The 24,403-nt window shown below is 31.9% G+C and carries 30 protein-coding genes; 25 read left to right on the top strand and 5 right to left on the bottom strand.

What is annotated here, in order from left to right; all coding sequences use genetic code 11:
* Positions 1-238: 238 nt before the first annotated feature.
* The 12 genes from NCCP28_RS18100 to NCCP28_RS18045 all read left to right on the top strand — a co-directional run bounded on the left by NCCP28_RS18100 (position 239) and on the right by NCCP28_RS18045 (position 9,489).
* The gene (locus NCCP28_RS18100; RefSeq protein ID WP_127739888.1) at positions 239-931 is read left to right on the top strand and encodes a hypothetical protein; all 693 of its coding nucleotides are present in this window, start codon (positions 239-241) and stop codon (positions 929-931) included.
* The gene (locus NCCP28_RS18095; RefSeq protein ID WP_127739887.1) at positions 932-1,495 is read left to right on the top strand and encodes a hypothetical protein; all 564 of its coding nucleotides are present in this window, start codon (positions 932-934) and stop codon (positions 1,493-1,495) included. It begins immediately after the preceding gene.
* Positions 1,496-1,668: 173 nt separating this feature from the next.
* The gene (locus NCCP28_RS18090) at positions 1,669-2,268 is read left to right on the top strand and encodes a hypothetical protein (RefSeq protein ID WP_127739886.1); all 600 of its coding nucleotides are present in this window, start codon (positions 1,669-1,671) and stop codon (positions 2,266-2,268) included.
* A gap of 130 nt (positions 2,269-2,398) precedes the next feature.
* Positions 2,399-2,833, top strand: a complete 435-nt coding sequence (locus NCCP28_RS18085; protein ID WP_127739885.1) for a hypothetical protein — start codon at positions 2,399-2,401, stop codon at positions 2,831-2,833.
* Positions 2,834-2,898: 65 nt separating this feature from the next.
* On the top strand, positions 2,899-3,213 hold the full coding sequence (locus NCCP28_RS18080; protein ID WP_127739884.1) for a hypothetical protein: 315 nt from the start codon (positions 2,899-2,901) through the stop codon (positions 3,211-3,213).
* A 24-nt stretch (positions 3,214-3,237) separates the two neighbouring features.
* Positions 3,238-4,566 (top strand): DNA topoisomerase, encoded by a 1,329-nt coding sequence (locus NCCP28_RS18075; protein WP_127739883.1) that lies wholly within the window; start codon positions 3,238-3,240, stop codon positions 4,564-4,566.
* 53 nt (positions 4,567-4,619) lie between these two features.
* Positions 4,620-5,003, top strand: a complete 384-nt coding sequence (locus NCCP28_RS18070) for a topoisomerase C-terminal repeat-containing protein (RefSeq protein WP_127739882.1) — start codon at positions 4,620-4,622, stop codon at positions 5,001-5,003.
* Between the two features lie 262 nt (positions 5,004-5,265).
* Positions 5,266-5,496, top strand: coding sequence for a hypothetical protein (locus tag NCCP28_RS18065; RefSeq protein WP_127739881.1), 231 nt, complete (start codon positions 5,266-5,268; stop codon positions 5,494-5,496).
* A gap of 91 nt (positions 5,497-5,587) precedes the next feature.
* Positions 5,588-6,070, top strand: a complete 483-nt coding sequence (locus NCCP28_RS18060) for a hypothetical protein (protein ID WP_127739880.1) — start codon at positions 5,588-5,590, stop codon at positions 6,068-6,070.
* Between the two features lie 60 nt (positions 6,071-6,130).
* Positions 6,131-6,619, top strand: coding sequence for a signal peptidase I (gene lepB / locus NCCP28_RS18055; RefSeq protein WP_127739879.1), 489 nt, complete (start codon positions 6,131-6,133; stop codon positions 6,617-6,619).
* Positions 6,620-6,930: 311 nt separating this feature from the next.
* Positions 6,931-8,235 carry an RES family NAD+ phosphorylase gene (locus tag NCCP28_RS18050; protein WP_127739878.1) on the top strand — a complete coding sequence of 435 codons (1,305 nt, stop codon included), beginning with the start codon at positions 6,931-6,933 and terminating at the stop codon, positions 8,233-8,235.
* A gap of 111 nt (positions 8,236-8,346) precedes the next feature.
* On the top strand, positions 8,347-9,489 hold the full coding sequence (locus NCCP28_RS18045) for a DUF3800 domain-containing protein (RefSeq protein ID WP_127739877.1): 1,143 nt from the start codon (positions 8,347-8,349) through the stop codon (positions 9,487-9,489).
* Between the two features lie 101 nt (positions 9,490-9,590).
* On the opposite strand, the gene NCCP28_RS18040 is transcribed toward NCCP28_RS18045, so the two are convergent.
* The 3 genes from NCCP28_RS18040 to NCCP28_RS18030 all read right to left on the bottom strand — a co-directional run bounded on the left by NCCP28_RS18040 (position 9,591) and on the right by NCCP28_RS18030 (position 13,123).
* On the bottom strand, positions 9,591-10,757 hold the full coding sequence (locus NCCP28_RS18040; protein WP_127739876.1) for a tyrosine-type recombinase/integrase: 1,167 nt from the start codon (positions 10,755-10,757) through the stop codon (positions 9,591-9,593).
* Positions 10,758-11,057: 300 nt separating this feature from the next.
* Complete coding sequence (locus NCCP28_RS18035) at positions 11,058-12,260, bottom strand: abortive infection system toxin AbiGii family protein (RefSeq protein WP_127739875.1); 1,203 nt, start codon at positions 12,258-12,260, stop codon at positions 11,058-11,060.
* A gap of 2 nt (positions 12,261-12,262) precedes the next feature.
* On the bottom strand, positions 12,263-13,123 hold the full coding sequence (locus NCCP28_RS18030; RefSeq protein WP_127739874.1) for an abortive infection system antitoxin AbiGi family protein: 861 nt from the start codon (positions 13,121-13,123) through the stop codon (positions 12,263-12,265).
* Positions 13,124-13,602: 479 nt separating this feature from the next.
* Between NCCP28_RS18030 and NCCP28_RS18025 the strand changes: the two genes are divergently transcribed.
* Positions 13,603-15,183 carry an SH3 domain-containing protein gene (locus NCCP28_RS18025; RefSeq protein ID WP_127739873.1) on the top strand — a complete coding sequence of 527 codons (1,581 nt, stop codon included), beginning with the start codon at positions 13,603-13,605 and terminating at the stop codon, positions 15,181-15,183.
* A gap of 432 nt (positions 15,184-15,615) precedes the next feature.
* Here the strand turns inward: NCCP28_RS18025 and NCCP28_RS18020 are convergent, their stop codons facing one another.
* Positions 15,616-15,978: a helix-turn-helix domain-containing protein gene (locus NCCP28_RS18020; protein WP_127739872.1), complete on the bottom strand. Its 363-nt coding sequence runs from the start codon at positions 15,976-15,978 to the stop codon at positions 15,616-15,618.
* A 380-nt stretch (positions 15,979-16,358) separates the two neighbouring features.
* On the opposite strand from NCCP28_RS18020, the gene NCCP28_RS18015 reads away from it, so the two are divergent.
* Positions 16,359-16,883, top strand: a complete 525-nt coding sequence (locus NCCP28_RS18015) for a DinB family protein (RefSeq protein WP_127739871.1) — start codon at positions 16,359-16,361, stop codon at positions 16,881-16,883.
* Positions 16,884-16,916: 33 nt separating this feature from the next.
* Here the strand turns inward: NCCP28_RS18015 and NCCP28_RS18010 are convergent, their stop codons facing one another.
* A complete protein-coding gene (locus NCCP28_RS18010; protein ID WP_127739870.1) occupies positions 16,917-17,924 on the bottom strand; it encodes an IS1595 family transposase in 1,008 nt (335 codons plus the stop codon).
* Positions 17,925-18,146: 222 nt separating this feature from the next.
* On the opposite strand from NCCP28_RS18010, the gene NCCP28_RS18005 reads away from it, so the two are divergent.
* The 11 genes from NCCP28_RS18005 (at position 18,147) to NCCP28_RS17955 (ending at position 24,384) form a co-directional block, all read left to right on the top strand.
* On the top strand, positions 18,147-18,311 hold the full coding sequence (locus NCCP28_RS18005; protein ID WP_164849719.1) for a hypothetical protein: 165 nt from the start codon (positions 18,147-18,149) through the stop codon (positions 18,309-18,311).
* Between the two features lie 116 nt (positions 18,312-18,427).
* Positions 18,428-19,402 (top strand): helix-turn-helix domain-containing protein, encoded by a 975-nt coding sequence (locus NCCP28_RS18000; RefSeq protein WP_127739869.1) that lies wholly within the window; start codon positions 18,428-18,430, stop codon positions 19,400-19,402.
* Between the two features lie 15 nt (positions 19,403-19,417).
* A complete protein-coding gene (locus tag NCCP28_RS17995) occupies positions 19,418-19,576 on the top strand; it encodes a hypothetical protein (protein ID WP_164849718.1) in 159 nt (52 codons plus the stop codon).
* Between the two features lie 402 nt (positions 19,577-19,978).
* Positions 19,979-20,692 carry a thermonuclease family protein gene (locus NCCP28_RS17990; RefSeq protein ID WP_127739868.1) on the top strand — a complete coding sequence of 238 codons (714 nt, stop codon included), beginning with the start codon at positions 19,979-19,981 and terminating at the stop codon, positions 20,690-20,692.
* A 114-nt stretch (positions 20,693-20,806) separates the two neighbouring features.
* Positions 20,807-20,971 (top strand): aspartyl-phosphate phosphatase Spo0E family protein, encoded by a 165-nt coding sequence (locus NCCP28_RS17985; protein ID WP_127739867.1) that lies wholly within the window; start codon positions 20,807-20,809, stop codon positions 20,969-20,971.
* Between the two features lie 242 nt (positions 20,972-21,213).
* Complete coding sequence (locus NCCP28_RS17980; protein ID WP_225314823.1) at positions 21,214-21,567, top strand: DUF4257 domain-containing protein; 354 nt, start codon at positions 21,214-21,216, stop codon at positions 21,565-21,567.
* Positions 21,568-21,664: 97 nt separating this feature from the next.
* Entirely contained in the window at positions 21,665-21,955 is a 291-nt protein-coding gene (locus tag NCCP28_RS17975; RefSeq protein WP_127739865.1) for a hypothetical protein, read from the top strand.
* A 310-nt stretch (positions 21,956-22,265) separates the two neighbouring features.
* Positions 22,266-22,553 carry a hypothetical protein gene (locus NCCP28_RS17970; RefSeq protein WP_127739864.1) on the top strand — a complete coding sequence of 96 codons (288 nt, stop codon included), beginning with the start codon at positions 22,266-22,268 and terminating at the stop codon, positions 22,551-22,553.
* Positions 22,554-22,953: 400 nt separating this feature from the next.
* Positions 22,954-23,439, top strand: coding sequence for a hypothetical protein (locus NCCP28_RS17965; protein WP_237944435.1), 486 nt, complete (start codon positions 22,954-22,956; stop codon positions 23,437-23,439).
* Positions 23,427-23,693: a hypothetical protein gene (locus tag NCCP28_RS17960; protein ID WP_225314822.1), complete on the top strand. Its 267-nt coding sequence runs from the start codon at positions 23,427-23,429 to the stop codon at positions 23,691-23,693. Before NCCP28_RS17965 ends, NCCP28_RS17960 begins: the two co-directional genes overlap by 13 nt.
* A gap of 229 nt (positions 23,694-23,922) precedes the next feature.
* Positions 23,923-24,384 (top strand): hypothetical protein, encoded by a 462-nt coding sequence (locus tag NCCP28_RS17955; protein WP_127739862.1) that lies wholly within the window; start codon positions 23,923-23,925, stop codon positions 24,382-24,384.
* Positions 24,385-24,403: the final 19 nt, after the last annotated feature.

Genomic DNA, 24,403 nt, shown 5'->3' with positions numbered 1-24,403 from the left:
CTGCTCCAAATATATATCTTTATGTATATTTGGAGCAGATGTTCCTATGGTATTAAATACATAAAAAAATAGACATTGCATCAAAATGAGTCTAAAGATTTATTGTGTATTTTATTTAGTGAGTCAAAAGATGCTTGTTTTTGACAAAATTCGACAAAGTTGAGTTATTTATATGTCTATAATGTATAAAGTAAGCAAGGAAAGAAAACTGCAATAAACAGGAAAGGGGATAGTTGTAGTGACTATTCAGCCAATGCTAACAGAAGAAAATATTAACACCATCATAAATGTACTAAGGGAGAAAAAGTACAACCTTAATAGTTTTCACTTGAAATATAGTGCTCGTGAACAATCACTGTTGTTGGATGGAAAAGGTATTCAAGGGATTAACCAAACTGATGATTATTACGAAGCAATTGAAGATAATTTGGTTTATGCTGATTTCAACTGGATCTCACCAATGTGCGAAGCCTTAAATATTAATTTTACTGCGAATTTAAAGGTACTGCCGGAAGGAGACATGGAACATAATAAGGTTAGACTAGTAGTAACGGTTCCAGTTCCTGTTGAATGCAATGGAAATAAGCATAGAGTACAAGAGGTTCTATATAATCCATTTATGAGGGTTGTTAAGTTTCAATCCTTTGTGAAAGAAGTTGTTTTCTTTGGTAATAACCATATGGTTACCAAAGTGGACTTTATCTTGGAGATCGAAGGGAAGAAAATAGTTCCTCATCTCAAAGATAACCCAGGAATTAATCATCAATGCTTGAATCAATGGATGGCCACTGCAGATAAAATAATTGATTACGGAAAAAAAGATTACAAATATGTAGAGCATTTACAAGTGCTAAATGGGCGTATGGCTAATATATCCTATGAATCTACTACTTCCTTCCGATTTAAAAATGATTCGAAGAAGGAATACTAAATGAATATAAAAAAGCGAGGAATACCTTTACTAATGCTATTAGTGGCAGCTATAGCTTTTCCCATTCAAGCATTCGCAAGCCCTATTAATTTTAATCAAGGATCATCTTTTAGTAGTGATGTTGTAAATTGGACATCGAATATTAATGCATATGCTCCTACAGTTTCCTTCCTTTTCTCTGCTATCTTTGTGTTAATGTTTTTATTTGGAGTTGTAAGGTTAGGTTACTCTATTATCACTAAAACAGGGCAAGTAATGAAGGGATCTACTGGATTACTGATATGGGTGCCAATCGCATTCTTCTTAATTAGAATTTTTCTAATCTTGTTATTTACAATTAACAGCACAAATGTTACACTGATTGCATCAGATGTGATTCGTTTAATTCGTACTACTGGTTATTTTACCGTTTTAGGGATGGTTCTCATAGGATTCGCCATGTTCCTTTTCTTTAAATTTTTAAAACATCCAGAGTTCGGGCGATGGAGTAAAAGATTATGGGTAGCTGCTGGATTATTATTTGTCTTAACAAGCATCATGCCAGTAGTATTTGGAGCAGTGTAAGGAGAAGTACAAGTATGCCAGCTCGATATAAGGTAAATGAATCAGAAGTTAAAATGATATTAGATAATCCACGTAGAAAAGTTGTTAAAAACGGGTGTTACTAATGATATGCCTTTACTAAAAAAGGACAGAATTAAGCGAGCTGCAGATATTTTGAATAATAGGTGATAACATTGCTGAAATTGGTTGTAAATAATACAACAAACCAAGAAAATACAGAGGAAAAACTAACTTGTAGAAACTCTTGTGAATATTATGATGAAATAACCGAAAGCTGCTCGATTAAATCGAATGTAAATGTAGATAGTACATATGAAGTGTTGGGATGCACTCACTTCCTCAGTAAAATAGTTCCTGATGAGAATTATGAGCGACCTAAACCAAAGGCACTTAACAATATTGACGATGACTCCATGTTAAAAGAAGTATTGGAGCAAAAAGCAATATTAGATGCTTCTAAATATCCTATGAAACCGGACTTAGATGCTACCTGGTTTGTCGCCCCATGTGGAACCTACGGTTGCTGGATTATAAACGGATCTGCAAACAAATTTTCTATCGTTAAAGATGTTGATGAGGTAGAAAAAAGATGGCATGCAAATGTATATCGTTCACCAATTCCTCTTCATGACCATAAATCATCATTAGGCCTTGCATCTAGAATTGCCTGGGTAGTAGATGAGGAAGGATATGGTCAATATGCGCTTATATTCAATGGCGATATAACTAAAACCCGTTATCCTAGACCACGCAATTGGAAAAGAAGCTATTGATAAGGTAATGTTGTTGGATTATAATGAAATCAATATCATAAATCAAGGGAAGGACCCTTTTTCATTGAAGCACATGCAGCATGTGTTTTTTTGGAAAAGGGTCTTTTTTTATTAAAAAGGAGAATTATTTATGAGTGCAGATATCTGTGTAGTAGGAGGCAGTAACATTAGCTTCGAAAGTGGATTAAAAGATGTGATAGATATTATGTTTGGAGCAAAATACTCTGTTATATCTAAAAGTGATCTTAAGGTTAATGATGAATCACCTAGATTAATCGTAGTAACCTCAACCCATCTAAAAGAAGCTTCTTCCTTTACTCAGCTAGAAAACCAAAAGAGAGATGGCGCAAAATTAGTGATACTTAAGGACGGTCCTGAATTGCCGGAAGATCTTCACTTATTTACAGGGTTTCTCTCTAAAAATATGAGTGCTTCAGAAATGAAGCAAGCGATAGAAGACATTCTAGAAAACAATGAGTATTTTGTTCATCCAGAAGTGGGTGCTTCCATTTTGATACATTATAACCGTTACCACCAAAACAAAATAGAGAACCAATGCATTTAAAGAACAATAGATACCATTGCCGCTTCCTAAAGCTTAAAAGTTAACCAGAAAAGAGGAGAGAGATTTTGGGGAAAGTGTTAGTTTGTTGCGAAAAGCCTATTCAGATGAATCAATTAGTAGCACCATTTCCACATAAAAAGGTAGGTGATCATATCTTAGTGGAACCATGCAAGACATTTCCTGATTCCGCTGTCTTTATATCTGCAGTTGGTCATATTTTAGAACTTTATAATCCTGGAGACTATGATGAATCTCTTAAGTCGTGGAATATTAAAGACTTACCTATCGTACCTAGAACATTTAAATTAAAGGTTATTCCTAGTAAAAATCGTTCCTTACAAACGTTTCGAAAATTTCTAAAGGATCCATCCATTAAATAAATTGTTAATGCTGGAGATTCAGCCATGGAGGGACAACTGCTCATAGATGAAATTTTATATTACTTAGGAAACAAAAAGCCTGTGAAACGTTTATGGACCTCATCCCTCACGAAAAATGGAGTAGAGACAGCGTTTAAATCCCTGAAGAGTAATAAGGAATACAATCATTTATATCAAGCGGGTATTGCGAGGCAAAGAGCTGATTGGTTAATTGGGATCAATACAACAAGAGCGTTAACGACTTTGATGGGTGAAAAAGGTTTGAATATAACAATGAATGCTGGAAGAGTACAAACCAGTTTAATGGGAATTGTTTATCAAAGAGAATTAGAAATTGAAACATTTGAAAGTGAATCTTATTGGGACTTCTACATTTCTACACAATTTAAGAATGGAACCATAACAGCAAAGTGGTTTAACGATAAGGAAAGTCACATTTTTAATAAGGAAGCTGCCTTATTAGTAAGGGATTTCTGCCAGAATAAAAGCCCAAAGGTTTATTCCATTGAAGAGAAGGAGCACATCGTTAAGCCGCCTCAACTATTTAGTCTATCCACTCTGCAATCAAAGGCTAATCAATTATATAAGTTTTCTTCGGATCGCGTGCTAAAGCTTTTACAATCGTTATATGAGAAGTGGAAGCTCGTTTCTTACCCAAGGACTGATAGTTGTTACTTAACAGCGGAGGAAGCAGCTACACTCCCTGATATTCTACGAAAGCTAAATGAGTTAGAGGATTACAAACCGCTCCTAAATGATGCTATGAAGGATATTACAGATGACAAGAGGTATGTAGATTCTTCTAAGGTTTCGGATCACTTTGCGCTTCTTCCTACAGAGGATGTTAGTAATTACTCATTCATTAGTAGTAAAGAGAGACTGATCTACGATTTAATTGTTAAATCATTAATCGCTGCTCATTATCCAGACCACATATATCAGTCTAGAGAAATGATCCTCTCTATCGATGACCAATTTACATTTAAGGCAAACGGGAAAGTAATCACACAAAATGGTTGGAAACAACTATATAATAAATCCCTTGATGAACAAGAAGACACAGAGTTAGAAATGAAGATGCTTCCTCTTGTACATGAGGGAGAAACAGGAATACTCTTATCTCATTCATTAGAAGAAGGATTTACAAAACCAAAACCTAGATTTACAGATGGAGATCTTATCAAGATAATGAGTAACGCTGGTAATTGGGTCAGGGAAAAAGAGGATTTCAAGAATAAAGAACTAGTGTTAGGAACTGCCGCTACCATACATGAAATTATAAACAAAGTTAAAGATAAATACATATCTGTTCAAGATAATCAGGTTTATTACTACCTGCAGGAAGGGTTTTAATTGAGGCTTTAGGAGCGAATAGTTATTTAACTTCGGTTCTAACTACAGGACGTATGGAAAGGTATCTGGATGATATAAAAAATGGGAAAGCTTCGGTTGATGATTTTTTAAAAAGAACAGAAAAGATGAGTTTGATTGTTCTTAATGAATTAAAGGAGAAATCTAAGACTTGGAACTTCTCTGAGCAATTAATTCAGGATATAGTACCAAAAGAGATAGGACGATGTTTATCTTGTGGTGGAAATTTAATAGAGAGAGATAAATTTTATGGATGCAGTAATTATTCCGCCAATAACTGTACTTTTAGCATTCCCAAACAGAAGGCAGGCGTAACCATCACCAAGGTTAATATAGAGAAACTACTTACAACCGGTACAACATCTCTAATTAAGGGATTCAAAAAGAATGGTAAAGATGGAACCTTGGGATTCTATTAAACAAAGCATTGTCTATAAATTTCAGTAACGAAAAAACAGCATATGAAAGAGGTTGTAACATGGAATCATTCTGACGGCAGCTTTAGTGTTGGGTTATTTTGGGGAACTCTTTTGAGTGTTCCTTTATGGATATCTATATTAGGCTGGCTTAAGATTGTTATCACTTACTTATAACGGCGATAAATCCATATTTAAAACGTGGTTTACCCTACACGGACCATATAAGTTTATGTAGGGGAAACAGGGCGAAGTGAGGGGTTAAATGGGTAAAGCAGGCTATCTTACAAAGAAATATACAAAAGGGAAATTTTATATTTATGTTAGGCAATCCTATAGAGAGAGTAACTCAGTGAAGCATAGATACTTATTCAGTTTTGGCGTAATGCCAGAAGCTCTTAATAAAATGCATAGGATATTAGAGCAAGAAGAGTCATTTCCAGAAACTTTATCAGAATCTCATTTTACCTTAGAGGATGTTTATGATTGGATTTAACGATTGAAACAGGCGTTACCTCTAAGGGGAGAAGTTTTTTAATATAAAGCTAAATAAATGCATTTAAAAACATAGAAAGAAAGGAAAACATATGAATTTACATAAACCAAAATTAAAAATACTTTCCATAGAACATGAATTCCAACATGATCATGAAGATAGTGCAAACCGGTGCCATAACTTAAGGATTAAGGTAAGTGTTATTAATAACAAATTCTTAGAATATATCTTGTTGAAACCAAAATTTAATGGTGGAGACTTCAGCGTAAAACTGAAAGAGCGCGAGAAAAACATTAAATTAAGGATGTACCCATATAATAGTCAATTTGAAAAGATGATTTATACCACACGTACCTTTAATGAATTGCTAGAAGGGACAGTAATAACTTTTAAAAGTGCTTACCATGCAAAATTGTTTTTAGAACAAACAGAAGCTATTCTAACTAAATATCTGACAAGATCTTATGTTCAATTCCAGAAAAATAAGATGTCCAATCCAACTATAGGGGAACAGGATAAACATGGTGTGATAGATGATATTGTAGAGCAGACTTTATTACATCGGATACGTTGAACCAGCAACATATCATTTATAACTTTGAAAAACCACTAGCTTAATTAGGAGTACCGTTTAATGAATAAGAAATATATTAGAAATAAACTTCTTGTATTTATTGTCGCATGTATCTGTCTATTTGTTATAAGATCTTACTTCTTTTCCTTAGGTAAGGTAGATGGGGAGTCCATGTATCCAACTTTAAATGACCATGATTATGTTCTGTTGAATAAGGTTAGTTATAAAATAGGGGAACCAAAACGTTTTGATATCATCATGTTTACCCTTCCGGATAATTCCGTATTAATCAAACGTGTTATAGGTTTACCCGGTGAAATATTAGAATATAAAAATAACCATTTATATGTTAATGGAAGAATAGTTAAGGAGTCTTTTCTAAAGGAAGAAACTGAGGATTTTGAAACTATGAGTATACCAGATGGTGAAATTTTTGTTATGGGTGATAATAGAGATCATAGTACGGATAGTCGAGTATTTGGAACCCTTCCAATTTCGCATATATTAGGGGAAGCATCTTTTAAAATATGGCCAATAACTGGATTATAAATCATAAAATTGGCTGTTATATGTTTACGTTTAAAATGTAAATATGATTATTATTAAACGTTTAATGAAGGCTAATACGATAAGTATTATATGCAGGTTTAGAGCTTAATTGCTACCTTTTTATCTTGTAAGCTTTATTAACTATTGGACGATTAGATTTTTAAGGTTGCCTTTTAGAATATCATGTAAAATTATTTTGGTTTTAAGGTTAATCTATATTTAGATTTTCTGCTAGAATCTGGTATATTAATAATGTAAATGAAAATTTATAATACTCTTTGTATATTTAATTCGAAATCAGGAGCTAATATATGACCAATGAAAACAAAGATAAGACCGAATCATTAGTTGAATCAATGTTGATTAACCAAACATCAACAGAAATCTCAGATGCTTGGAAAACTGTTTCTGTAGGTAAACCTACAACGGAAATCTTGGATGCTTGGAAAACTGCAACCTCTTTAAGGAAACCAATAACAGAAATCTTGGATACTTGGAAAACTGTAACTTCTGTAGGTAAACCTACGACGGATATCTTAGATGCTTGGAAAACTGCAACTTCTGTAAGTGAACCAATGACGGAAATCTTAGATGCTTGGAAGACTGCAACTTCTGTAAGAAAACCAATAACGGAAGTCTTAGAGGCCTGGAAGACTGCAACTTCTGTAAGAAAACCAATAACAGAGATCTTAGATACTTGGAAAACTGCTTCTGTAGGTAAATCTATAACTGGAATCTCAACTGCTTTGAGCACAACATCTAATAAGATTAGCTCCGTTAAATTTTCTAAGAATCTTGTTGTTCCGATACAAACATTAAATCAATTTTATTCTAATGTAGATAATAAATCTGCTAATAAAATTTTTAAAGGTATTTCACCAGATGATTATTCTATTAAATCAAATATTGAGAACAATAAGTTTAATACTATTATTGTAAAAAGCAGTGGTAAAGAAGAAATACCTGTCAAATCATTTGTAAGTACCGTTGGGGCTACGGATCTTTTAGAGAGTATTTCTAAAAATGAAGCTGTTTCGTTTTATTTGCATTTGGCAGATTATCCAATGCTTGGAGGAGAACACGAGGTAGGTCGCAGAATTATAGAGCAACTAGACACTGTAAAAACTATTAGTTTAGAGAAGAATATAAAATTATTTAGGGCAAGACCAAGAGATAAAAAGAAGCGACCAATCCCATATACACAACCAGAAATGTTTTCGGCACCTTTCGGATTATCGAAACAAGGTAGATATAATGTTGTAGGGCAAGGAGAATTATATACTTGTGATAATAAAGAGATTGCTATTAGAGAGTGTGTAAAAGATAAAGATACAACGGTTGATGTAATTGAATGGGAGTTAATCGAGCCAGTAAAAATGATTGATTTAACTAATAAAAAGCATCCACTTGTTGAGTTTTGCACTTATAGCTTGGAAAGCTCCTCTGGCTTAGATTATCTTGTCCCAAACTTTATAGCCCAATGTGCAAAAAGTAAAGGTATAACTGGTATTGTATACCGAAGTAAGTTTAACGATGATGTTTATAATTATGTCTTTTTTGATTATCAATATAATTGGTTCAGATTAGTATCATTATATGAGTTATTGAGTGCATAAAGTAATTAATTTGAAAATCTGATTATGGTGAATTGAAGCGATATAGGTGGAATTAAGATTAACATGCACAAATCGGAAGTCTTCAATATGTAAATAGAAGGGTAATATTTAATGATGACTATTTTGGACGTCTCTTTACAAAGAGAAAGAGCTATTCAGATGAATGATTTGAAAAATGTAGATATTAATTATTCCTTTTTTTATGATGAGACAAATAATCCTAAGAAATTTAAAATTACAAATGAAGGTTTTAATGTAAATGAAAATGATTTTTTCATTCTTGGTGGAATAGTACATAGAAGTGAAAATCACATATCTAATGAAAAAGTAGAACAGTTATTTGCTCAGTTAATAACTCAGAAAAACATGAAAGAAATAAAATTTAAGCAAGCTTCAAATGGGGCTAAAGATTTTTATTCAACTATGAAAGCAAAAAAGATAGGATTAGTTCTAAAATGGATAGAAGACAATAAGATTTGGATACATTATTCATATAGAGATAATTTGTATTATGGCCTAGTGGATTTAATTGATACCTTAGGGGAAGTTTACTTATTACCTAGAGAGATGCTTACACAGCTGAAAACTATATTATATAAATATATCAAAATCGATCAGGAGAACTTTATTTCTATTTTAAGATACTATAACTATCCAAACATTACGGATGTTAATGGTTTTGTTGAAAGTATTTTGAATTGGCTTTCTGATAAAGAATTTGAGGATTGGCAAGAGGATTTTTTAATGGAGTACTTTCGTCAATCCTTAAAATCTGCCAGAAATGATGGTCTTCAATTGTTGGAAAATAATAAAAATCTAGAATTAATATCCTCTTTTGAAGACATATATTTAACTAGAATAATAATATTTAAAAACTCATATCACTATTTTGATGAAGAGGCAACTATTGAAGAAAAGATTAATAGTGTATCAATGTTAATAAATGATATACCGCTTAATAACTATAAATTTTTACATTCACATGAAAATAAATTTACACAGCTCTCTGACATAGTAGCTGGTATATTAAGAACTTGGTTAAGGTATCTTAATAACTCTAGCATTGAAAAGATTAAAGAGGATTTTGAGGCTTGTGGTGAGTTAGAATCAGGTAATACTGTGAGGTTTGTAGGTATACTTGAGAATTCTCTACAAGAAAATAAAGCCTTTCAACATTGGTCCGGTGATTTACACACAGCAGACAAAATAAGCTGTTTCTTTGATCTGGTAAGTTTTAAAAGGAAGGGAATATAAACATAAAAGGGTTTGCTAAAGAAGCAATCCCTTTTATGTTTATATTTTTTAATAAATTAAATAAATTCCATCTATTTAATTGTTCTAAGTCTAATCCCTTGTCAGAGACTATTAATTATATTTGAATTCTTCCATGTATGAGAAGCACTGTTTTTACGTGATAGTCGTTTTTCTAAATAACGAGCTGTTGTTCGATAGCTTGAGTGGCCCAAACTAGGACTTATTGATTCTAATGTTGCTCCGTTCTCCGCACTTATTATTGCATAAGCATGACGCAGGAAGTGAGGCGTTATTGGTGTTCTGCGTATTTTGATAAATGTAATGTCGGCCTTATTAATATGCTTCGTTAAGTAGTTAGACAAGTATTTATAGTTATAAGGGTTTCCGGTAGCAGTTGTAAAAATAGGAGAATCATCGGTAGTATCTAGTTTGAATTCTAATCTTCTTCTTATCCTAAACAATCTAATTTCTTCTATTATATTAGGGTGCAATAGAACCTCTCGTTGTTTCCTTCCTTTCCCCATTACATTCAACCAGTAATCACCATCTTGATAAGTAATATCTGAAATCCGGCTACTACACAATTCTCGAATCCTTAAGCCTGTTGTAGAAAGGACGGCAATAAAACAATGAAGAATTGGGTGTCCTTTAAAGTAGTCAAGTAATTGAAGAACCTCATTTGAGCTAAGGTCTCTATTTGGAATATCTGCATCCCTCACGTTGCTGCTTAACATCTTTTCATGTAAGGGGATTTTTATATATTCATTTATATATAGGTAAGATAAAAAACTTTTAAGGATAATCATTTTTCGGTTTAATGTTGCAGCTGCATAAGGCTTTCCGCCTTTTCCTAAAGGAGCTGTTAACAACCATTCTTGATACTTTCTTAAATTGCTATGAGTTAACGATTGAAATAAGGAAGGAGCATGGCCCAATACTTGATAGCTTAATTTAATTTGGAAAGTAGTTAGGTTTTCTAAAAGTTGTTTATAAATAATTAAAAGATCTCTTAAGTACTCTTGCTTAGTGTTCGTCATTCTGTTCTTTTTTTCATTCATGTCTTTTTTATTATGTACAAATAGATATATCATTTCTAGATCGCTAAATTGGAGGGCATTGGGATTATCTAAAAAATCTGTCTCTACTAATAATCTTGTATATAATTTTTCGTTTAACATAAAGGTTGTTAATTCTTTTGTATTATTGAAATTTTCGAAGTTAATTATACTATTGTTTGTAATTTTGTGATTAGTAGGGTAATTGTTCATAAGTTTATCCTCTTTTTTAAAATTTGAATAAAAGGCATAGTTTTTTATTTTATTTATTTTAAGTTAATAAATATTTAATAAATTTTTGTTATTTAAATATAAAGTTAATACATTTATAATATCTTTAAAGTTAATTAGATAAATTATAATAATCTAGGGATATATAGAAAAACAGTTTATTTGTCTATTATATATAAACTATTATAACTTTTATATTTAATTATAATGTTAATAATAACGTAAAAAATAATATATTTATATAAAAATAAAAAGACAGCAGGTAATCTGCTGTCCAGTAACTTATAAAATTATTTCTTCTGCGTTTTGAAAAACATCCATATCCTTTTCTTCTTGGTACCTTTTAGCATTTATTTCATTGATAAAGTGTATGGTTGTCTGAAAGGTTTTTTTTGTTGGTGTAGGTTCAGTTTCTAACATGTATTTATCATTATCTAATATATTAACACCAATAACTTTAAAATCGAAGTAGCCAATCAAGCTGAAAAGCTCGATTTCACAACCAAATAATTCTTTTTTGCTATTCCTTATAAATTGGAATGATAAGCTTTGATCTATTAATTCCTTAGGGTTAACTCCACGTACTCCATTAAGGGTTAAATCATTTAATTTAATATATTCCTTAAATGGCTTGTTTTCATATAAGGAGCGATAAAGTTCCTCGACTAATAAAACATCGTTGTGTTTTATTTCTGACGTAGGTATAAAATTTACCCCTAATAAGCTTTGGAGTTTCAAAACCTTTACCCAGAAATTAATATTTTCATCGATTGAAGTTAATTCAGTTTTACTATCTGTTGCTTGAGGTAGTGGTTGTTTATTTATTTTTATGTGTCCATTCATACAAGCTTTATATATTTTTAATGCTTCTATCAACTGTTTGATGTCCTTCGTTTTATCAATATCTAATGTAAAGTTAAATTTAATTTGATTATTTATTTCATCGATTAAATAAGAAATTTCTAATACACTATTATCAATACTTTTGAATAGACTTTTATGCATGTGTGGATATGGTTGTCTTTTCATTAAAAACTCCCGCTTAACTTCATCACTTTCTAGGATAACTTTGAAGGGATTTTGAAATGGTTTAGGCACCATATAGAATTCAGAATCTCTTACTTCCAAATCAGAAAAAGGGAGCTTTAGTAATTCATCTATATCAAATTCTTTATTGTTAATTTTTATAATATTATTTTTAGATATAAGTTTAATTTTTGTTTGCGTTCTATACATATATTCTATTAATTCAAAGAAAGTTGATGGTTTTAAATCATCAGGGAGATCAGCTGGCAATTGAACACTAAAACCTGAAAGCTGGAAGTCGCCTCCGGTATTAGGTAAGAGTCCGGCAGCTCCTTCTCCTAAGTCTGTATAAACAAACCCCTCTGGTAATTTTTCATTTAAAGATTGCATTACTTCGGCAGGGATTTTTTGATCTATTTCATTTTGCTTAAAAAATGCTTTTTCAAAATTTGTAAACATAATCACCAATCCTCTTTTAATTCATTAAAAACTAAAATCTTTGAAATTAGGGTGTACTTTTCTATTTCGCTTATTTTACAGTTATGGACAATGTATGAAATCAATTCACTTCTATCTGCTTGATCATTCACTATAATATATTTAATGGCATCATATTCAAAATCCAGCCACAACTCCGGCTTATGGCGTAATCCATCTGAATAAGTATTATAACTTTTGGGATTTAAATGGTCTTGACTAATAACCAGGGGAAGATCTGTATCTATTCCATTTATATTAGGTATAAATCTCCATTCTTTTTCATCGTGGAAATTTCTTTTTTCGTACTTACTTTTGTTCTGAACTGAATATCTCATTTCTCCTTCGATTGGTTTCATATAAAATAATTGATGTAAAATTAGATTGTTATAAACTGTATAGGTACTTCTTTCTTCTTCCGTTTGTGCAGAAAGAGTTTTATTAATAACTTCTTTGAAATCTGATAGTAAATTAGAATGTTGATTAACGTAATGTATCGGTTGAATTCCTCTTTTAATTCCCCATTCTTTACTCAATCCTATCCCGTATAATCCGTAATTTTCCATGTGAGGAGCAAGTTTATTTAAATGGATATCACAAAAACAACTCATGGGAATTGCGATTTTTTCTAGGCTATCAAGTTGTAAATAATCTAGTTTCTCTTCGTAGTATCTTGGAATTATTGCCTTTTTTAAAATAATATCTTCTAGGAATTCTAATTTGTTCATAAATCTAAACAAAACGTTGGCACTTTGTTTAGATGGGATATAAATTTGCTCACTATTAAGACTTGGGTTGTTTTGAAGATTAATTACCTGTATTTTTTCTTTATCTAAGATAGTCATTTGATAATCCTTTCACTGATAATAGTATAACTAGTTACATATATTATACTTTATAAGAGGGTTTTAGATGAATTATTCAAAATTTCTATTTGAAAATACTTAGCTATTGAAGTAAAATAATATTGTATATATTTTATATTTTACTTTTTCTTGCAATCTACTTAGATTAGCAGTCTCAACTAATAAACTCAGCAGCCTTTGGGCTAACATACTCTTATTTACGTTTGTATTTAAAGAGGTGTTAACTCAAAGGCTTTTTTGCGTTCAAAAAAGAATGAGAGGTGAGTATTTTAAGAGGATGTACACTGGATATTGAGCGATATTATTTATTGCAAATAAAATGACTTTTACACAAATAGTTAAAAAGTCCTGTGTTTTTATTACTATTTCGTATTTAAAATTATTAGATGGAATAGTAAAATATACATATATATACATACATAGTTATTAATAAAGGGGAAAAGAGAGGAAATTCAATAATGAAAAAACATCTTACTATACTATTGGTAGTTATTTTAAGTTTTCTAACAATAATACCAATCGGGATTAAAGCGGCTGAGTTAGAAAAAGCACAATGTACTATGACAATTGATGCTGCTAAAAATACACAAGCAAATCCAGCATCTGCATCGGGGGCTTGTAATGACCAAGTTTTTGGATATTATGCTCCAGATTCTAAAACTTATAATCTATTCGGGTTAATTCATGATACTGTTACAAAAAATGGACAAGTATTTACAATGGCTGTAATGGATGATAATCATGTGGAAGCAGACTTAACTGTCTACATTAAAGATAGTAGTAAAGATGAAGAGGGATCTGATACAGATCTACCGACACTTTTTAAAATTAGGGTAACTAAGGATAATGCTGCTGTTCATACAAGCAACAGTGGTAGTTCTAAAACCTACAAGCATTTGAAGTTAAATAACATTGTAGAAGTGGTAGAACAAAAAGGTACTTGGTATAAAATCAAAGATGGTTCAACTTATGGTTGGATTTGGAATCAATATGTTTCAAAGGATTTGACGCCAGAAGTACCAACAGTTCTTTATAGCTTAAGAGTTACAAAGGACAATGCAGCTGTTCATACAAGCAATAGTGGAAGTTCTAAAACGTACAAGCATTTGAACTTGAATGACATTGTAGAAGTGGTAGAGCAAAAAGGTACTTGGTATAAAATTAAAGATGGTTCAACGTATGGTTGGATTTGGAACCAGTACGTATCAACTGATTTAACACCAGAAGTACCAACAGTTCTTTATAACTTAAGAGTGACAAAGGATAGTGCAGCTGTTCATACAAGTAATAGTGGCAGTTCTAAAACGTACAAGCATTTGAACCTGAATGACATTGTAGAAGTAGTAGAGCAAAAAGGTACTTGGTATAAAATTAAAGATGGTTCAACGTATGGTTGGATTTGGAATCAATATGTATCCACTGACTTAACACCAGAAGTACCATCAAAAGTACTTTATGAACTAAGAGTAACTAAGGAAAAAGCTGCTGTTCATACGAGTAATAGTGGTAAATCCAAAACGTATAAACACCTTTATACAAACAATATTGTAGAGGTTGTAGAGAAAAAAGGTACTTGGTATAAAATTAAAGATGGAACAGGTTATGGTTGGATCTGGAACCAATATGTATCCACTAATCTAACACCACAATCATTGTACGATTTAAGAATTGTAAAGGATAAAGCCGCTATACATACAAGTAATAGTGGAAAATCTAAAACATACAAGCATTTGTACAAAAATAATATTGTGGAAGTAGTAGAGAAAAAAGGTACTTGGTATAAGATCAAAGACGGATCAAGTTATGGCTGGGTTTGGAATCAATATGTATCCACTAACCTAACGCAAAATACACTATACAAGATGAAAGTAACAAAAGATAAAGCCGCTGTTCATACAAGTGACAGTGGAAAAGCAAAGACTTATAAGCATTTGGCTAAAAATAAAGTAGTAGAAGTAGTCGAGAAAAAGAACAACTGGTATAAAATCAAAGATGGTAAAAGCTTTGGTTGGATATATGGTAATTATGTAAAGAAATAACAAAAAGGGATAAATCACACTAGTGATTTATCCCTTTTTGTTATGAAAACGTAAAGAGCACGATGATATTGTGAAAATCTGCCGAAAATAATTTATTTTAAAGTAGAGTAGAAAAATACACATATATGCATGCTAAATTAAATTATTCCACTCGAATAAAAAATGAACCATACCAATAGTAAGTGGATATATAAATCTGTTTAAAGCAAAATTCAACCACCATTGAGGATTAATTGCTAAATCCTTACATCTATTCCCCTGGATATTTTCTAGTTTTCACACCAATTTTACCTGAATCTTATTTATCTTAAAACCAAAATCTAATTTGTATACCTTCACCTGAATCTCCCATTTGAACAGGAGTATGTTCTCTTTAACCTAACATTCCTGGGTCTTTCATAAACAATCCCCTCTATACACTAATTTTACTGTTTAATCTTCATTAGTTTGATTTTTATCCAATATAGATACTAAATTACTTACTAATTCATGGATTAGTATAAGCTCTTCCTGGGATCTTGAACTTAAAAGGTTCATATGTGTTGTTAACAAAACGTCCTTATTAATAATTTGTTCCGTTTCACTAATTGGTTTAAATAAATCTTTAGCTTCTATTTCTAATGCTTGCGTTATTTTATTTAATGTTCCAAGAGAAATATTTCTCTCTGCTCTTTCCACACCACCAATATAAGCGGAATGAATGTTGGCGATTTCAGCTAGTTTTTCTTGCGTATACCCTTTATTTAAGCGGAAGTATTTTATTCTTTCTCCGATTACTCTAACAAGATCATTCATTCTATACACCTCCTTATAAGAGTAAAAAAAGTTGGGAACTCTTAACAGTATCATATAAGTTAGTTTTATTAATAAATAATACTTATAAGTTATGTGTTTACCACATTTGGAAGTTTATGATAAAATTAATTATGATTTTATAGTTAAATTTATAGTTAATTTTTACGTTTGTTTAAATGATGTTAAATTGATTTACTAACAAAAATTAGATTTACTCTAGAAGGAGAAAAAATTCCATGGAGGAAAAATACTATTTTAAAAAGGCTCTTTTCGTAAGAATTGTTGCTTTCAATAAAGACAAGGATAAAATTTACTTTTTATGGTATTATTGTTATAAAAGATATCCAGATTTCTATCCGAGTAAATGAGGTGCAAGTTCTATGGAATTTAAGATTGAAAAATTAGATGGATTTAGCTCCCAAATAGGTCATCTTGTCTCGCAAATGAACTATGCTAGAAAAACGACTTTAGAAGCCGTAAATGGCTTAACGACTGCCGAATTAGACTATTTACCGAGCAAGGATAGTAATAGTATCGGTGCCCTTTTATTGCATATGGCTGCTGTTGAAAAGGGGTTTCAAATAGAGATTTTTGATGGTCGGAAACCGAACGGACAAGAAATGGAAGAATGGGGTGCACCATACAGTCTTGGAGATAAAGGCAGGACACATATCAAAGGACATCCCTTAGAGTTTTATATAGCCAAACTAGAAGAAGTTAGAAATAGAACTTTTAAAGAATTCGCTAATCTAGATGATGTTTGGTTGTACGAAAACAGAATATGGGATAACCACCAATCTAACAACTATTTTATTTGGTTTCACGTATTTGAAGATGAAATTAACCATAGAGGTCAAATAAGAATAATTAGAAAAATGTTGTCTCAGAATTCCTTAAATGAATAACAATTAAAGCCGTTCCTTAACAGAATGGCTTTTCTATATCTCTCGTAAGAAATTCACAGTTATATTATTTGAGTTTTGACAAGAACTGAGGAGCATTTGGTTTATCTGTTCTTTTTCAGCCAACTTCTTGCTTTGTTGAAGGAAGCTGAACCAATAAAGGTAATTATCCAAATATTTTGTAGCCACTCCTTGAAATCTATCCATCCACCCCTTTAATCGTTTATGGTAGTTGTTCACGTTCTGCAAGTGGTAGATGCCTTTTTTGACATATCCCTCTTTGCTCAGATTGATGGGTTCGTGTTTTAGTGACTTGATAAGAGCGAATTTTTTGTAGTTGGTAGCTGTATCTGTGCATAACAAAGAAGACGGGTCAATATAACTTCCAATAACCGCGTCAATTTCTTCAGCTCTTACTCGACCAGTTCCAGCCTTCTGAGCAATGACCTGCCCACTTCGGTCCTGAGCGACCACAACAGCAATTTTAAGATTACTAATACCTCTCTTTTTATCTCTACCTCCACGTTTCTTAGGTTCCCTGTCCAAAGTTCTCCTCCCCTTTAGAGACTCTTTAAAAAAGGTTTCGTCGCTTTCGATAATCCCTTTCAACATTTGATATCCAATTGAACGCAGGGCGAAAAGGATTTTATGCCTCCAGTAAAATGCAGTAGAGATATGGATTTTTAACCTCTTTGCGATTTTCGGTAGAGTGTATCCTTCTACCATCATTTGAAAGTATTTAGCCCACTTACCAAGATATCGTGTCCCAGAAATCGGTGTATTAGAGAGGTCATTGAAGGACTTCCCGCAGTCACGACAGAGATACCTTTGTCTATCTCTGTACTTCCCATTACGCTTAACTTTCACACTTCCACAATGAATGCAACCTAAGCCCTCTTTAAAACGGGTTTCTCTAATTATTGTAAACGCATCTTTCATATCTGCATCATTATTATCTATGAAATCTTCTTTTAAAAGGTTAAAAAGTTGAATTTGCTCATCTTTAGTTAAATCCGAAAAATGGGCATAGATATCTTTCATCATAGAAAAACCGCCTCCTGAAAGAGTATTTTATCACCTCTTATAAAGATGGTCAAAATAGCAACAATCTATGCGAAAACAGCCTTTAAAAAAGAAGAAAGAGAAATTGGGTTTAGAAAAAAGGTAAGAGTGAGGAAGACAGTTTATTTTCTACATGAGTTTAAAGATGGTTATCGTGTCGAGGTAAATAGATTTTTCTATTCTAATGTAGTGGAGGTAAGTCTTATGTTAGGAGGAGGTAAATCTCAAGTCAAACAGTTTACAGCCGTTAGTGAAGCCTTACCAAATCCAACAAAGGAAGAATTAGAATCACTGGTGAAGGAATATTGTACGAATGCAGCTACCCTTATTAATGAGGCAATCAAAAAAAGAGAAACCGAAGATTCATGATGTAATATAAAGTTAAGTGCTTATTTTATAAAAGTTACCTATTTTATTAGCGTGTTTATAAAAACGGTCTTCAAATGATATAATATACCCAAATATGATTATTAAGGGTGAACTAAATGGATGATAAACAGTACAGTAAAGAGCTGTCTACGAAGGAAGCGGCTGAACTGTTAAATGTTAAGGTAACAACAATTCATAAATATGTTAAGGAAGGCAAACTTACTCCTTCGAATGAGGCGAGTTGGCATATAGATAATAGAAAATACTTTTATGAAGCAGATCTACTTCGTCTTAAGAAAGAATTAGAAAAGCCAGGTTATACAACTGGTGATGTCGCAAAGATATTAAATTTACATACTGTCACTATTTCTCAATATGTAGCTAAAGGATTATTAAAAGCAGAAAAACACATATATAAAGGAAGAGAACTTAATTTCATAAGTAAAGAAGAATTTGATCGTTTCTCTAAAAAGTATCTAGGTAAAAAGCGTGCAGAAAAAAAGGAGTTTTATGATAAGGATTTAGAAACTGCATGGTTTCAACGCTTTGCTAACCAGGATGGTATGGAGGCAAGGATTTTAATAGAAGATTATGAACCTGTGCTGGTAACTAAATCAGGTTTAAGGATAACAATAAATGAAATAGAGGGTAACGGTTACTTACCACAAACACTTATTGTGGACCATGGTTATGTATCTAAAAAGGGATATGCTACATTCGCATTTTCTTATCAGGACAAGATTGACTACCCTCTCTATGATTTTATTGAAATTTGTTATAGTCACCTGGGGCCAAAAAATATGAAATTAGGATTAGAAGAGTCTATATTAACTTTAGAAATAAAGCCATATGTATTTCCAGACAATTTGCTTAACGAAAAAATCGTTGACCTCTTAAATCTTCACCTTAAAGAGGGAAGTATTACTCCATCTCGTAAAGGTATATATATTGATAGTGATCATGAGATATTAACTTTTGCGGTACCCTCTTCTCTCAAGAAGAAAGTGAAACAAGCTTCTGATGAAAAAAATATAACGATGGAAGAACTTTTAGCAGACATTGTTTCTAATTATTTTAATGATGGAAATTAAGAAGGGGTGTACGAAATGGGAAAAATCTTTCCGTTTAAACCAAAGTACCAAGTTGTAGAATTTGGTGATCCGAAAGAGAAAAGAGATGCTCGAACAAAGGAATTACTACAAGAGTATGAAGAATTAAAAGAGAGGATAGAGAAGAGAAAAGCGAAATTTTTCATGTTCAAATAGATGAAGTAAGAAAAATATGGTAAGATGTATTGGTAATATTATTTTAAATTTCAATTTTTTAGCGATCCGTATGGATTAGCAGACTAACTAATAAACAAGAAGCCTTTGGGCCTAAAAAACAAATTTTGTATTTCATTTCGATGTATGCAAATTTTGTTTAGGCCTGAAGGCTTCTTTTTGTTTTTAAAAGGGGGCAAAAAAGAGATGGATTTAGAGAGTTGATTATTAATTAAAGTGTACAGAGAGGCTTGAGGGATAAACAAAGAGAAAGAGGAAAAGGATCTGGATGTAGTTAAGATAATTAAATAAAAAATGGATGAGAACACCTCGAATACAACTTTTAGGTAAGTTTTAGTGGTATATTGGTGTTCTTTTATTTTTCTATATAGGAGTGGGACTTTAATGAGAAATTTTAAAAATGTAATTATCGCCATATGTATGATTGTTTTGCTAAGTGGCTGTTCTTCTAGTGATCTAATGGATTATACAGATAGGAAAACATATGAAGTTGCAAAGGATTCAGCAAGTGAGAGTGGCTCATTCCTTGAAAATCTGATAAATGGCACAGAAGAAACACAAGAATCTACAATAGAAGAGATGCGAACGATGACCGTTGAACGGGTTATTGATGGTGATACCGTTGTATTTCAAGATGGATCGAAAGCCCGCCTTTTATCCATTAACACTCCAGAGATTACAAAAGGGAAAAATGAACCTTACGGACAAGACGCACAAGCATTTCTTTCACAGCTTGTGGAAGGGAAAGAGATACAAATTAAGAGTGATCCTAAGGCTGGTGAAACCGATAAATATGGAAGATTACTAGTCCATGCTTTTGTCGGTGGTAAGAGTATACAGTATTTACTTATAGCAGAAGGATTAGCTAAAGTTGCTTATCTTTATAATGATTATGAATATACGGATTTATATAAAGAAGCAGAGGAATTAGCGAAAAATAATAGCCTTAATATCTGGAGTATTTCAGGATATGCCGACAGTGAAGAGAATGTCTTTAATACAAATGTAGTAAAAGAATCAATCCTGGATGAAGCATCTACTACTGTAAAAAGTGTTCTAGATTACCTTAATCATGCTAAAAATCTTATGAAGAATTAGGAAATGGTAAGACAGCCGCTCAGTTTAGAATGAGGAGATTGTATAGATAAAATATGGATTTACAGATATTAGGGGAACGGAGATAATACATACGAAGTTAGGAGAGGAACAATATTGGAAGAGATCTTAGATCGCATAGAGAATGTTAGAAATGAGATGATTAATATAGGATTAAGCGAAGGTTTTAGGTCAGATAAAACACTTAAATTAAGTAAAAAATTAGATGATCTGATCCTGCAATATCAGAAATTAAATATAGGGGAAAAGCAAATCTCTTAAGTTCAAAGAGAAAAATATAAAACTAGTTGGTAGTTAACGTAAAATATAGTAAAATAGAAAAGTATTTTACTTTTTCATTTTTACTTTTTTTTGCAATCTTTTTAGATTAGCAGGTTAACTAATAAACGTAGCAGCCTTTGGGCTAATAGACTCTTTATTTACTTTGCGTAAATATCGGGTTTATTATCTCAAAGGCTTTTTTGCGTTTATTGACAATTAAGCATAAAGAGGTGATAAGTTTGTTGGAAAATTTAGTTATTGCGGGTTGTATTGGCGGTTTTATGGGTTTGTTAACTCACGCGAAAAGAAACAATACTATTAAAAAACCAAGAAACCATAAAACAACTTTTAACCCAGGTGTACTCTTAGACATTGGATTTGGTGCAGTTGTTGCAGTTGTTGCGATTTTATTTGCAGATCCTAATGGAATGGAGCGTATCTTTTTAACAGCAATTTTAGGCGGATATGCAGGGGAAAATGCAATTAATATGGTCGAGAAAGATAAAACATTAAAGAACAGCGAAGTTGTAAATTCACTTGTTTTAGAGGAGAACGAAGAATTACCACCAGCTAATAAAAAAAAGAAAGAACAATAAAAATTGCTCCTTCTTCATATTTAGCAAAAGGTCATTTGTGGTATAATATTAATAATTATATAGAACGTTGAGGCAAAAAGAGAAAGGAGAAATGACCATGGTGCGCTTAAGGGATGTATTAACTGCTGAAGAAAAGCAAAGAGTAGATGAATTGAAATTGCTTATTCTTGATGCTTTTAGTGATAAGGAAAGATATGTTTTAGGACAAGAAGTTAGAGAAATATTTGATACAGCGAAGGCTAGATATTATGAAATGTTAAATGCTTCAGAAGAACAATCTGCAACAGTTGAATTTACAGCGAAGCGAAAAGAGTCTCTTGCATTTAAAATCAGTAATTTAAGAAATAGAAGAAGGTTATCTAAACTTTCTAAGGTTGCATCTTTATAGAAAAGTAGGCTTTATTCCAAGATAAATGGAATAGAGCCTTTTTAATATCTAAATAAAGAAAGTAAAGGATAAAGAGTTGATCTTTGTCCTTTTGTTTTTGGAAATTACTCATAATTTTTGCACCTATAAGAACCTAAAATGAAAAAGGTGGATAGCATAGTAAAGGAAGTCTTACCAATGCCTAAAAATAAGAAGGAACAATAATTGCTTCTTCTTTAATTAGATTTAGTATTGGCTCAAATGTAGTATAATGTAAATAACAAATAAGGCCGAAGTTACTTTAAGGATCATGGAAGGAGAACATTGACCTATGCGATTATTGGATGTATTGACTGATGAAGAAAAACAAAAAGTTGATGAATTAAAATTGTTGCTTATGGATGCTTTTGGAGACAAACAAAGAGCTATCATAGTCTCTGATATTAATGAGATATTGGATTCAGCTAGAGCTCGTTATTATGAGATGCTAAAAGCCTCAGAAGAACAATCGGCTACAGTTGAATTTACAGCGAAGCGAAAAGAATCTCTTGCATTTAAAATCAGTAATTTAATAAATAGAAGAAGGTTATCTAAACTTTCTAAGGTTGCATCTTTATAAAAAAGTAGGCTTTATTCCAAGTTAATAGGAGTAGAGCCTTTTAATATCAAAATAAAAAAAGTAAAGGATAAAGAGTTGATCTTTGTCCTTTTGTTTTGGGAGAATGACTCATAATTTTTGCACCTATAAGAACTTAAAATTTCCATAGACATCAGGTTGACATTAAAAGAAGTTTAAATACAGGGATACAGTATCTGTTGCTCAGGGAGAATAAATCAAAAAACATAATTAAACCATTATAGTATTACTATATTATATGTCTGAAAAGTTTGAATTTATTAAATGCTTGGATTCTATGATTTTAGAATATGGTATAATTGTATAATATATATAGAAAGTGAATGAGACTATGCTATATAATATCAGGACGCGTCAATTCGTAGATTGTTATTACCGTAGAGTGGGTAAAAATGAAGTAGGAGAATATATTCCTCCAAATTGGGTATTCAATTTTAAAAATGATTTTAATAAAGATTGTGAAGTCTTTTCATTAGAGACAAAAGAATACCCTGGAATAGCTCAAGGTATAGTTGCCTTAAGAGTGTATAAGGGGGAATATAGAGTACAACTAGTTTCAGCTGAATCTTCTAAGGAAAATAAGCTTTACAGGATTGGATTAGAGAGGTATGGAGTTAACGATTTTAGAATATATAAAGGTGTAGGAAATAATCTTGTTGCCTTTGCTTGCCAGTATAGTTTAGAGAATGGTTGCGATGGTTATATGCATTTAACATCTAAGACAGAAACAATTAATTTTTACACATCAAATGAGCTTGGTGGCGAATTATTCGAAGAGAAAAGTCAATTAATCATTTTTGATGAGAACATTGGTCAGAGACTAGCAAAAAGGTATTTTCCTGGAGGTGCTATACAATGGGTAAAATAGCTCGTGATTTATCAGATTATAGTGTTTTGCGGAATCTTCATGTTGGAAACAATAATGAAGAGGTGAGGAATGATATGCTTAAGGAATTTGATAAGGCAGATAAATATTTTCCAGATGGCATCTTTGTAGATCCAAAGGAAACTAATGAACCTAAAATTCGATTCAGAGCATTGTCTAAATATTGTGCTGAACATGGGAAAAAGCCAAAGGATCTTACAGATGAAGAAAGAGAAAAATTTATTATTCGTGATTAGTTACAGTAAACAAATGAGTAGAGTTGAAATAATTAAAAAACGGTTGATTAAGGATGAAAATAATAGGGATTTAGGTTAGTACCTTATTCCTTCTTTACAATATCCCGTTACATTGATAAACTTAACTTAATTTAGATAACACTAAAGGGAGAGCCCCTAGATGTAGAACATGCCACAGGTATGTTCTCTTCTAGGGGCTTTTTTATTTTTAAAAGGAGTGATTTTAATCATGTCAGAAATTAAAAATGAAAGAGTGATTATGGAGGATACTTATTGTACCAATGTGGTGTTAAGGTGGTTAACTACTGATTTAGCGCTAACGAATAAACGATTTAAGGGATATGATCGCAACACCTTATTTAGCCTTTTGCCATTAGGAAAAAACGAAGTAACGATGCCTTTGAAATCTATTGCGAGCGTTTCTACCTCTACAAAATTCCACTTAAAACGCTTTGCGATTGGTTTAGTTTTTACCTTGATTGGTATACCAGAGTTATTTAATTTTAATTTATTTGGTCTTTTATTTTTGGTGTTAGGAATCGTGCCGCTATTTAATTCTTATACATCTACCTTAATTGTAACCAATAATGCTGGCCATTCTATCCCTATTCAAATCTCTATCCTAGAAAAAGGGAACCTTCAGGAGTTTGCGAACAAGGTAAACGACACTATCGCCGAGGAAGTAGCGTAAGGGAGAAGGAAAAGTGAAT

The sequence above is a fragment of the Niallia sp. NCCP-28 genome (genome assembly GCF_023168165.1).
Taxonomy (GTDB): domain Bacteria; phylum Bacillota; class Bacilli; order Bacillales; family Cytobacillaceae; genus Niallia.
This window is presented reverse-complemented; position numbering and strand designations above follow the sequence as displayed.

Excerpts from the sequence above, each read along its gene's own strand:
- NCCP28_RS18085 (WP_127739885.1), top strand. The coding sequence starts at position 2,399 with ATGAGTGCAGATATCTGTGTAGTAGGAGGCAGTAACATTAGCTTCGAA.
- NCCP28_RS18070 (WP_127739882.1), top strand. The coding sequence starts at position 4,620 with ATGGAAAGGTATCTGGATGATATAAAAAATGGGAAAGCTTCGGTTGAT.
- NCCP28_RS18050 (WP_127739878.1), top strand. The coding sequence starts at position 6,931 with ATGACCAATGAAAACAAAGATAAGACCGAATCATTAGTTGAATCAATG.
- NCCP28_RS18065 (WP_127739881.1), top strand. The coding sequence starts at position 5,266 with ATGGGTAAAGCAGGCTATCTTACAAAGAAATATACAAAAGGGAAATTT.
- NCCP28_RS17955 (WP_127739862.1), top strand. The coding sequence starts at position 23,923 with ATGTCAGAAATTAAAAATGAAAGAGTGATTATGGAGGATACTTATTGT.
- NCCP28_RS18000 (WP_127739869.1), top strand. The coding sequence starts at position 18,428 with ATGGATGATAAACAGTACAGTAAAGAGCTGTCTACGAAGGAAGCGGCT.
- NCCP28_RS18035 (WP_127739875.1), bottom strand. The coding sequence starts at position 12,260 with ATGTTTACAAATTTTGAAAAAGCATTTTTTAAGCAAAATGAAATAGAT.
- NCCP28_RS18095 (WP_127739887.1), top strand. The coding sequence starts at position 932 with ATGAATATAAAAAAGCGAGGAATACCTTTACTAATGCTATTAGTGGCA.
- NCCP28_RS18040 (WP_127739876.1), bottom strand. The coding sequence starts at position 10,757 with ATGAACAATTACCCTACTAATCACAAAATTACAAACAATAGTATAATT.
- NCCP28_RS18045 (WP_127739877.1), top strand. The coding sequence starts at position 8,347 with ATGATGACTATTTTGGACGTCTCTTTACAAAGAGAAAGAGCTATTCAG.
- NCCP28_RS17970 (WP_127739864.1), top strand. The coding sequence starts at position 22,266 with ATGCGATTATTGGATGTATTGACTGATGAAGAAAAACAAAAAGTTGAT.
- NCCP28_RS17960 (WP_225314822.1), top strand. The coding sequence starts at position 23,427 with ATGGGTAAAATAGCTCGTGATTTATCAGATTATAGTGTTTTGCGGAAT.
- NCCP28_RS18020 (WP_127739872.1), bottom strand. The coding sequence starts at position 15,978 with ATGAATGATCTTGTTAGAGTAATCGGAGAAAGAATAAAATACTTCCGC.
- NCCP28_RS18030 (WP_127739874.1), bottom strand. The coding sequence starts at position 13,123 with ATGACTATCTTAGATAAAGAAAAAATACAGGTAATTAATCTTCAAAAC.
- NCCP28_RS18010 (WP_127739870.1), bottom strand. The coding sequence starts at position 17,924 with ATGATGAAAGATATCTATGCCCATTTTTCGGATTTAACTAAAGATGAG.
- NCCP28_RS17990 (WP_127739868.1), top strand. The coding sequence starts at position 19,979 with ATGAGAAATTTTAAAAATGTAATTATCGCCATATGTATGATTGTTTTG.
- NCCP28_RS18005 (WP_164849719.1), top strand. The coding sequence starts at position 18,147 with ATGTTAGGAGGAGGTAAATCTCAAGTCAAACAGTTTACAGCCGTTAGT.
- NCCP28_RS18015 (WP_127739871.1), top strand. The coding sequence starts at position 16,359 with ATGGAATTTAAGATTGAAAAATTAGATGGATTTAGCTCCCAAATAGGT.
- NCCP28_RS17975 (WP_127739865.1), top strand. The coding sequence starts at position 21,665 with ATGGTGCGCTTAAGGGATGTATTAACTGCTGAAGAAAAGCAAAGAGTA.
- NCCP28_RS18060 (WP_127739880.1), top strand. The coding sequence starts at position 5,588 with ATGAATTTACATAAACCAAAATTAAAAATACTTTCCATAGAACATGAA.
- NCCP28_RS17995 (WP_164849718.1), top strand. The coding sequence starts at position 19,418 with ATGGGAAAAATCTTTCCGTTTAAACCAAAGTACCAAGTTGTAGAATTT.
- NCCP28_RS18075 (WP_127739883.1), top strand. The coding sequence starts at position 3,238 with ATGGAGGGACAACTGCTCATAGATGAAATTTTATATTACTTAGGAAAC.
- NCCP28_RS18025 (WP_127739873.1), top strand. The coding sequence starts at position 13,603 with ATGAAAAAACATCTTACTATACTATTGGTAGTTATTTTAAGTTTTCTA.
- lepB (WP_127739879.1), top strand. The coding sequence starts at position 6,131 with ATGAATAAGAAATATATTAGAAATAAACTTCTTGTATTTATTGTCGCA.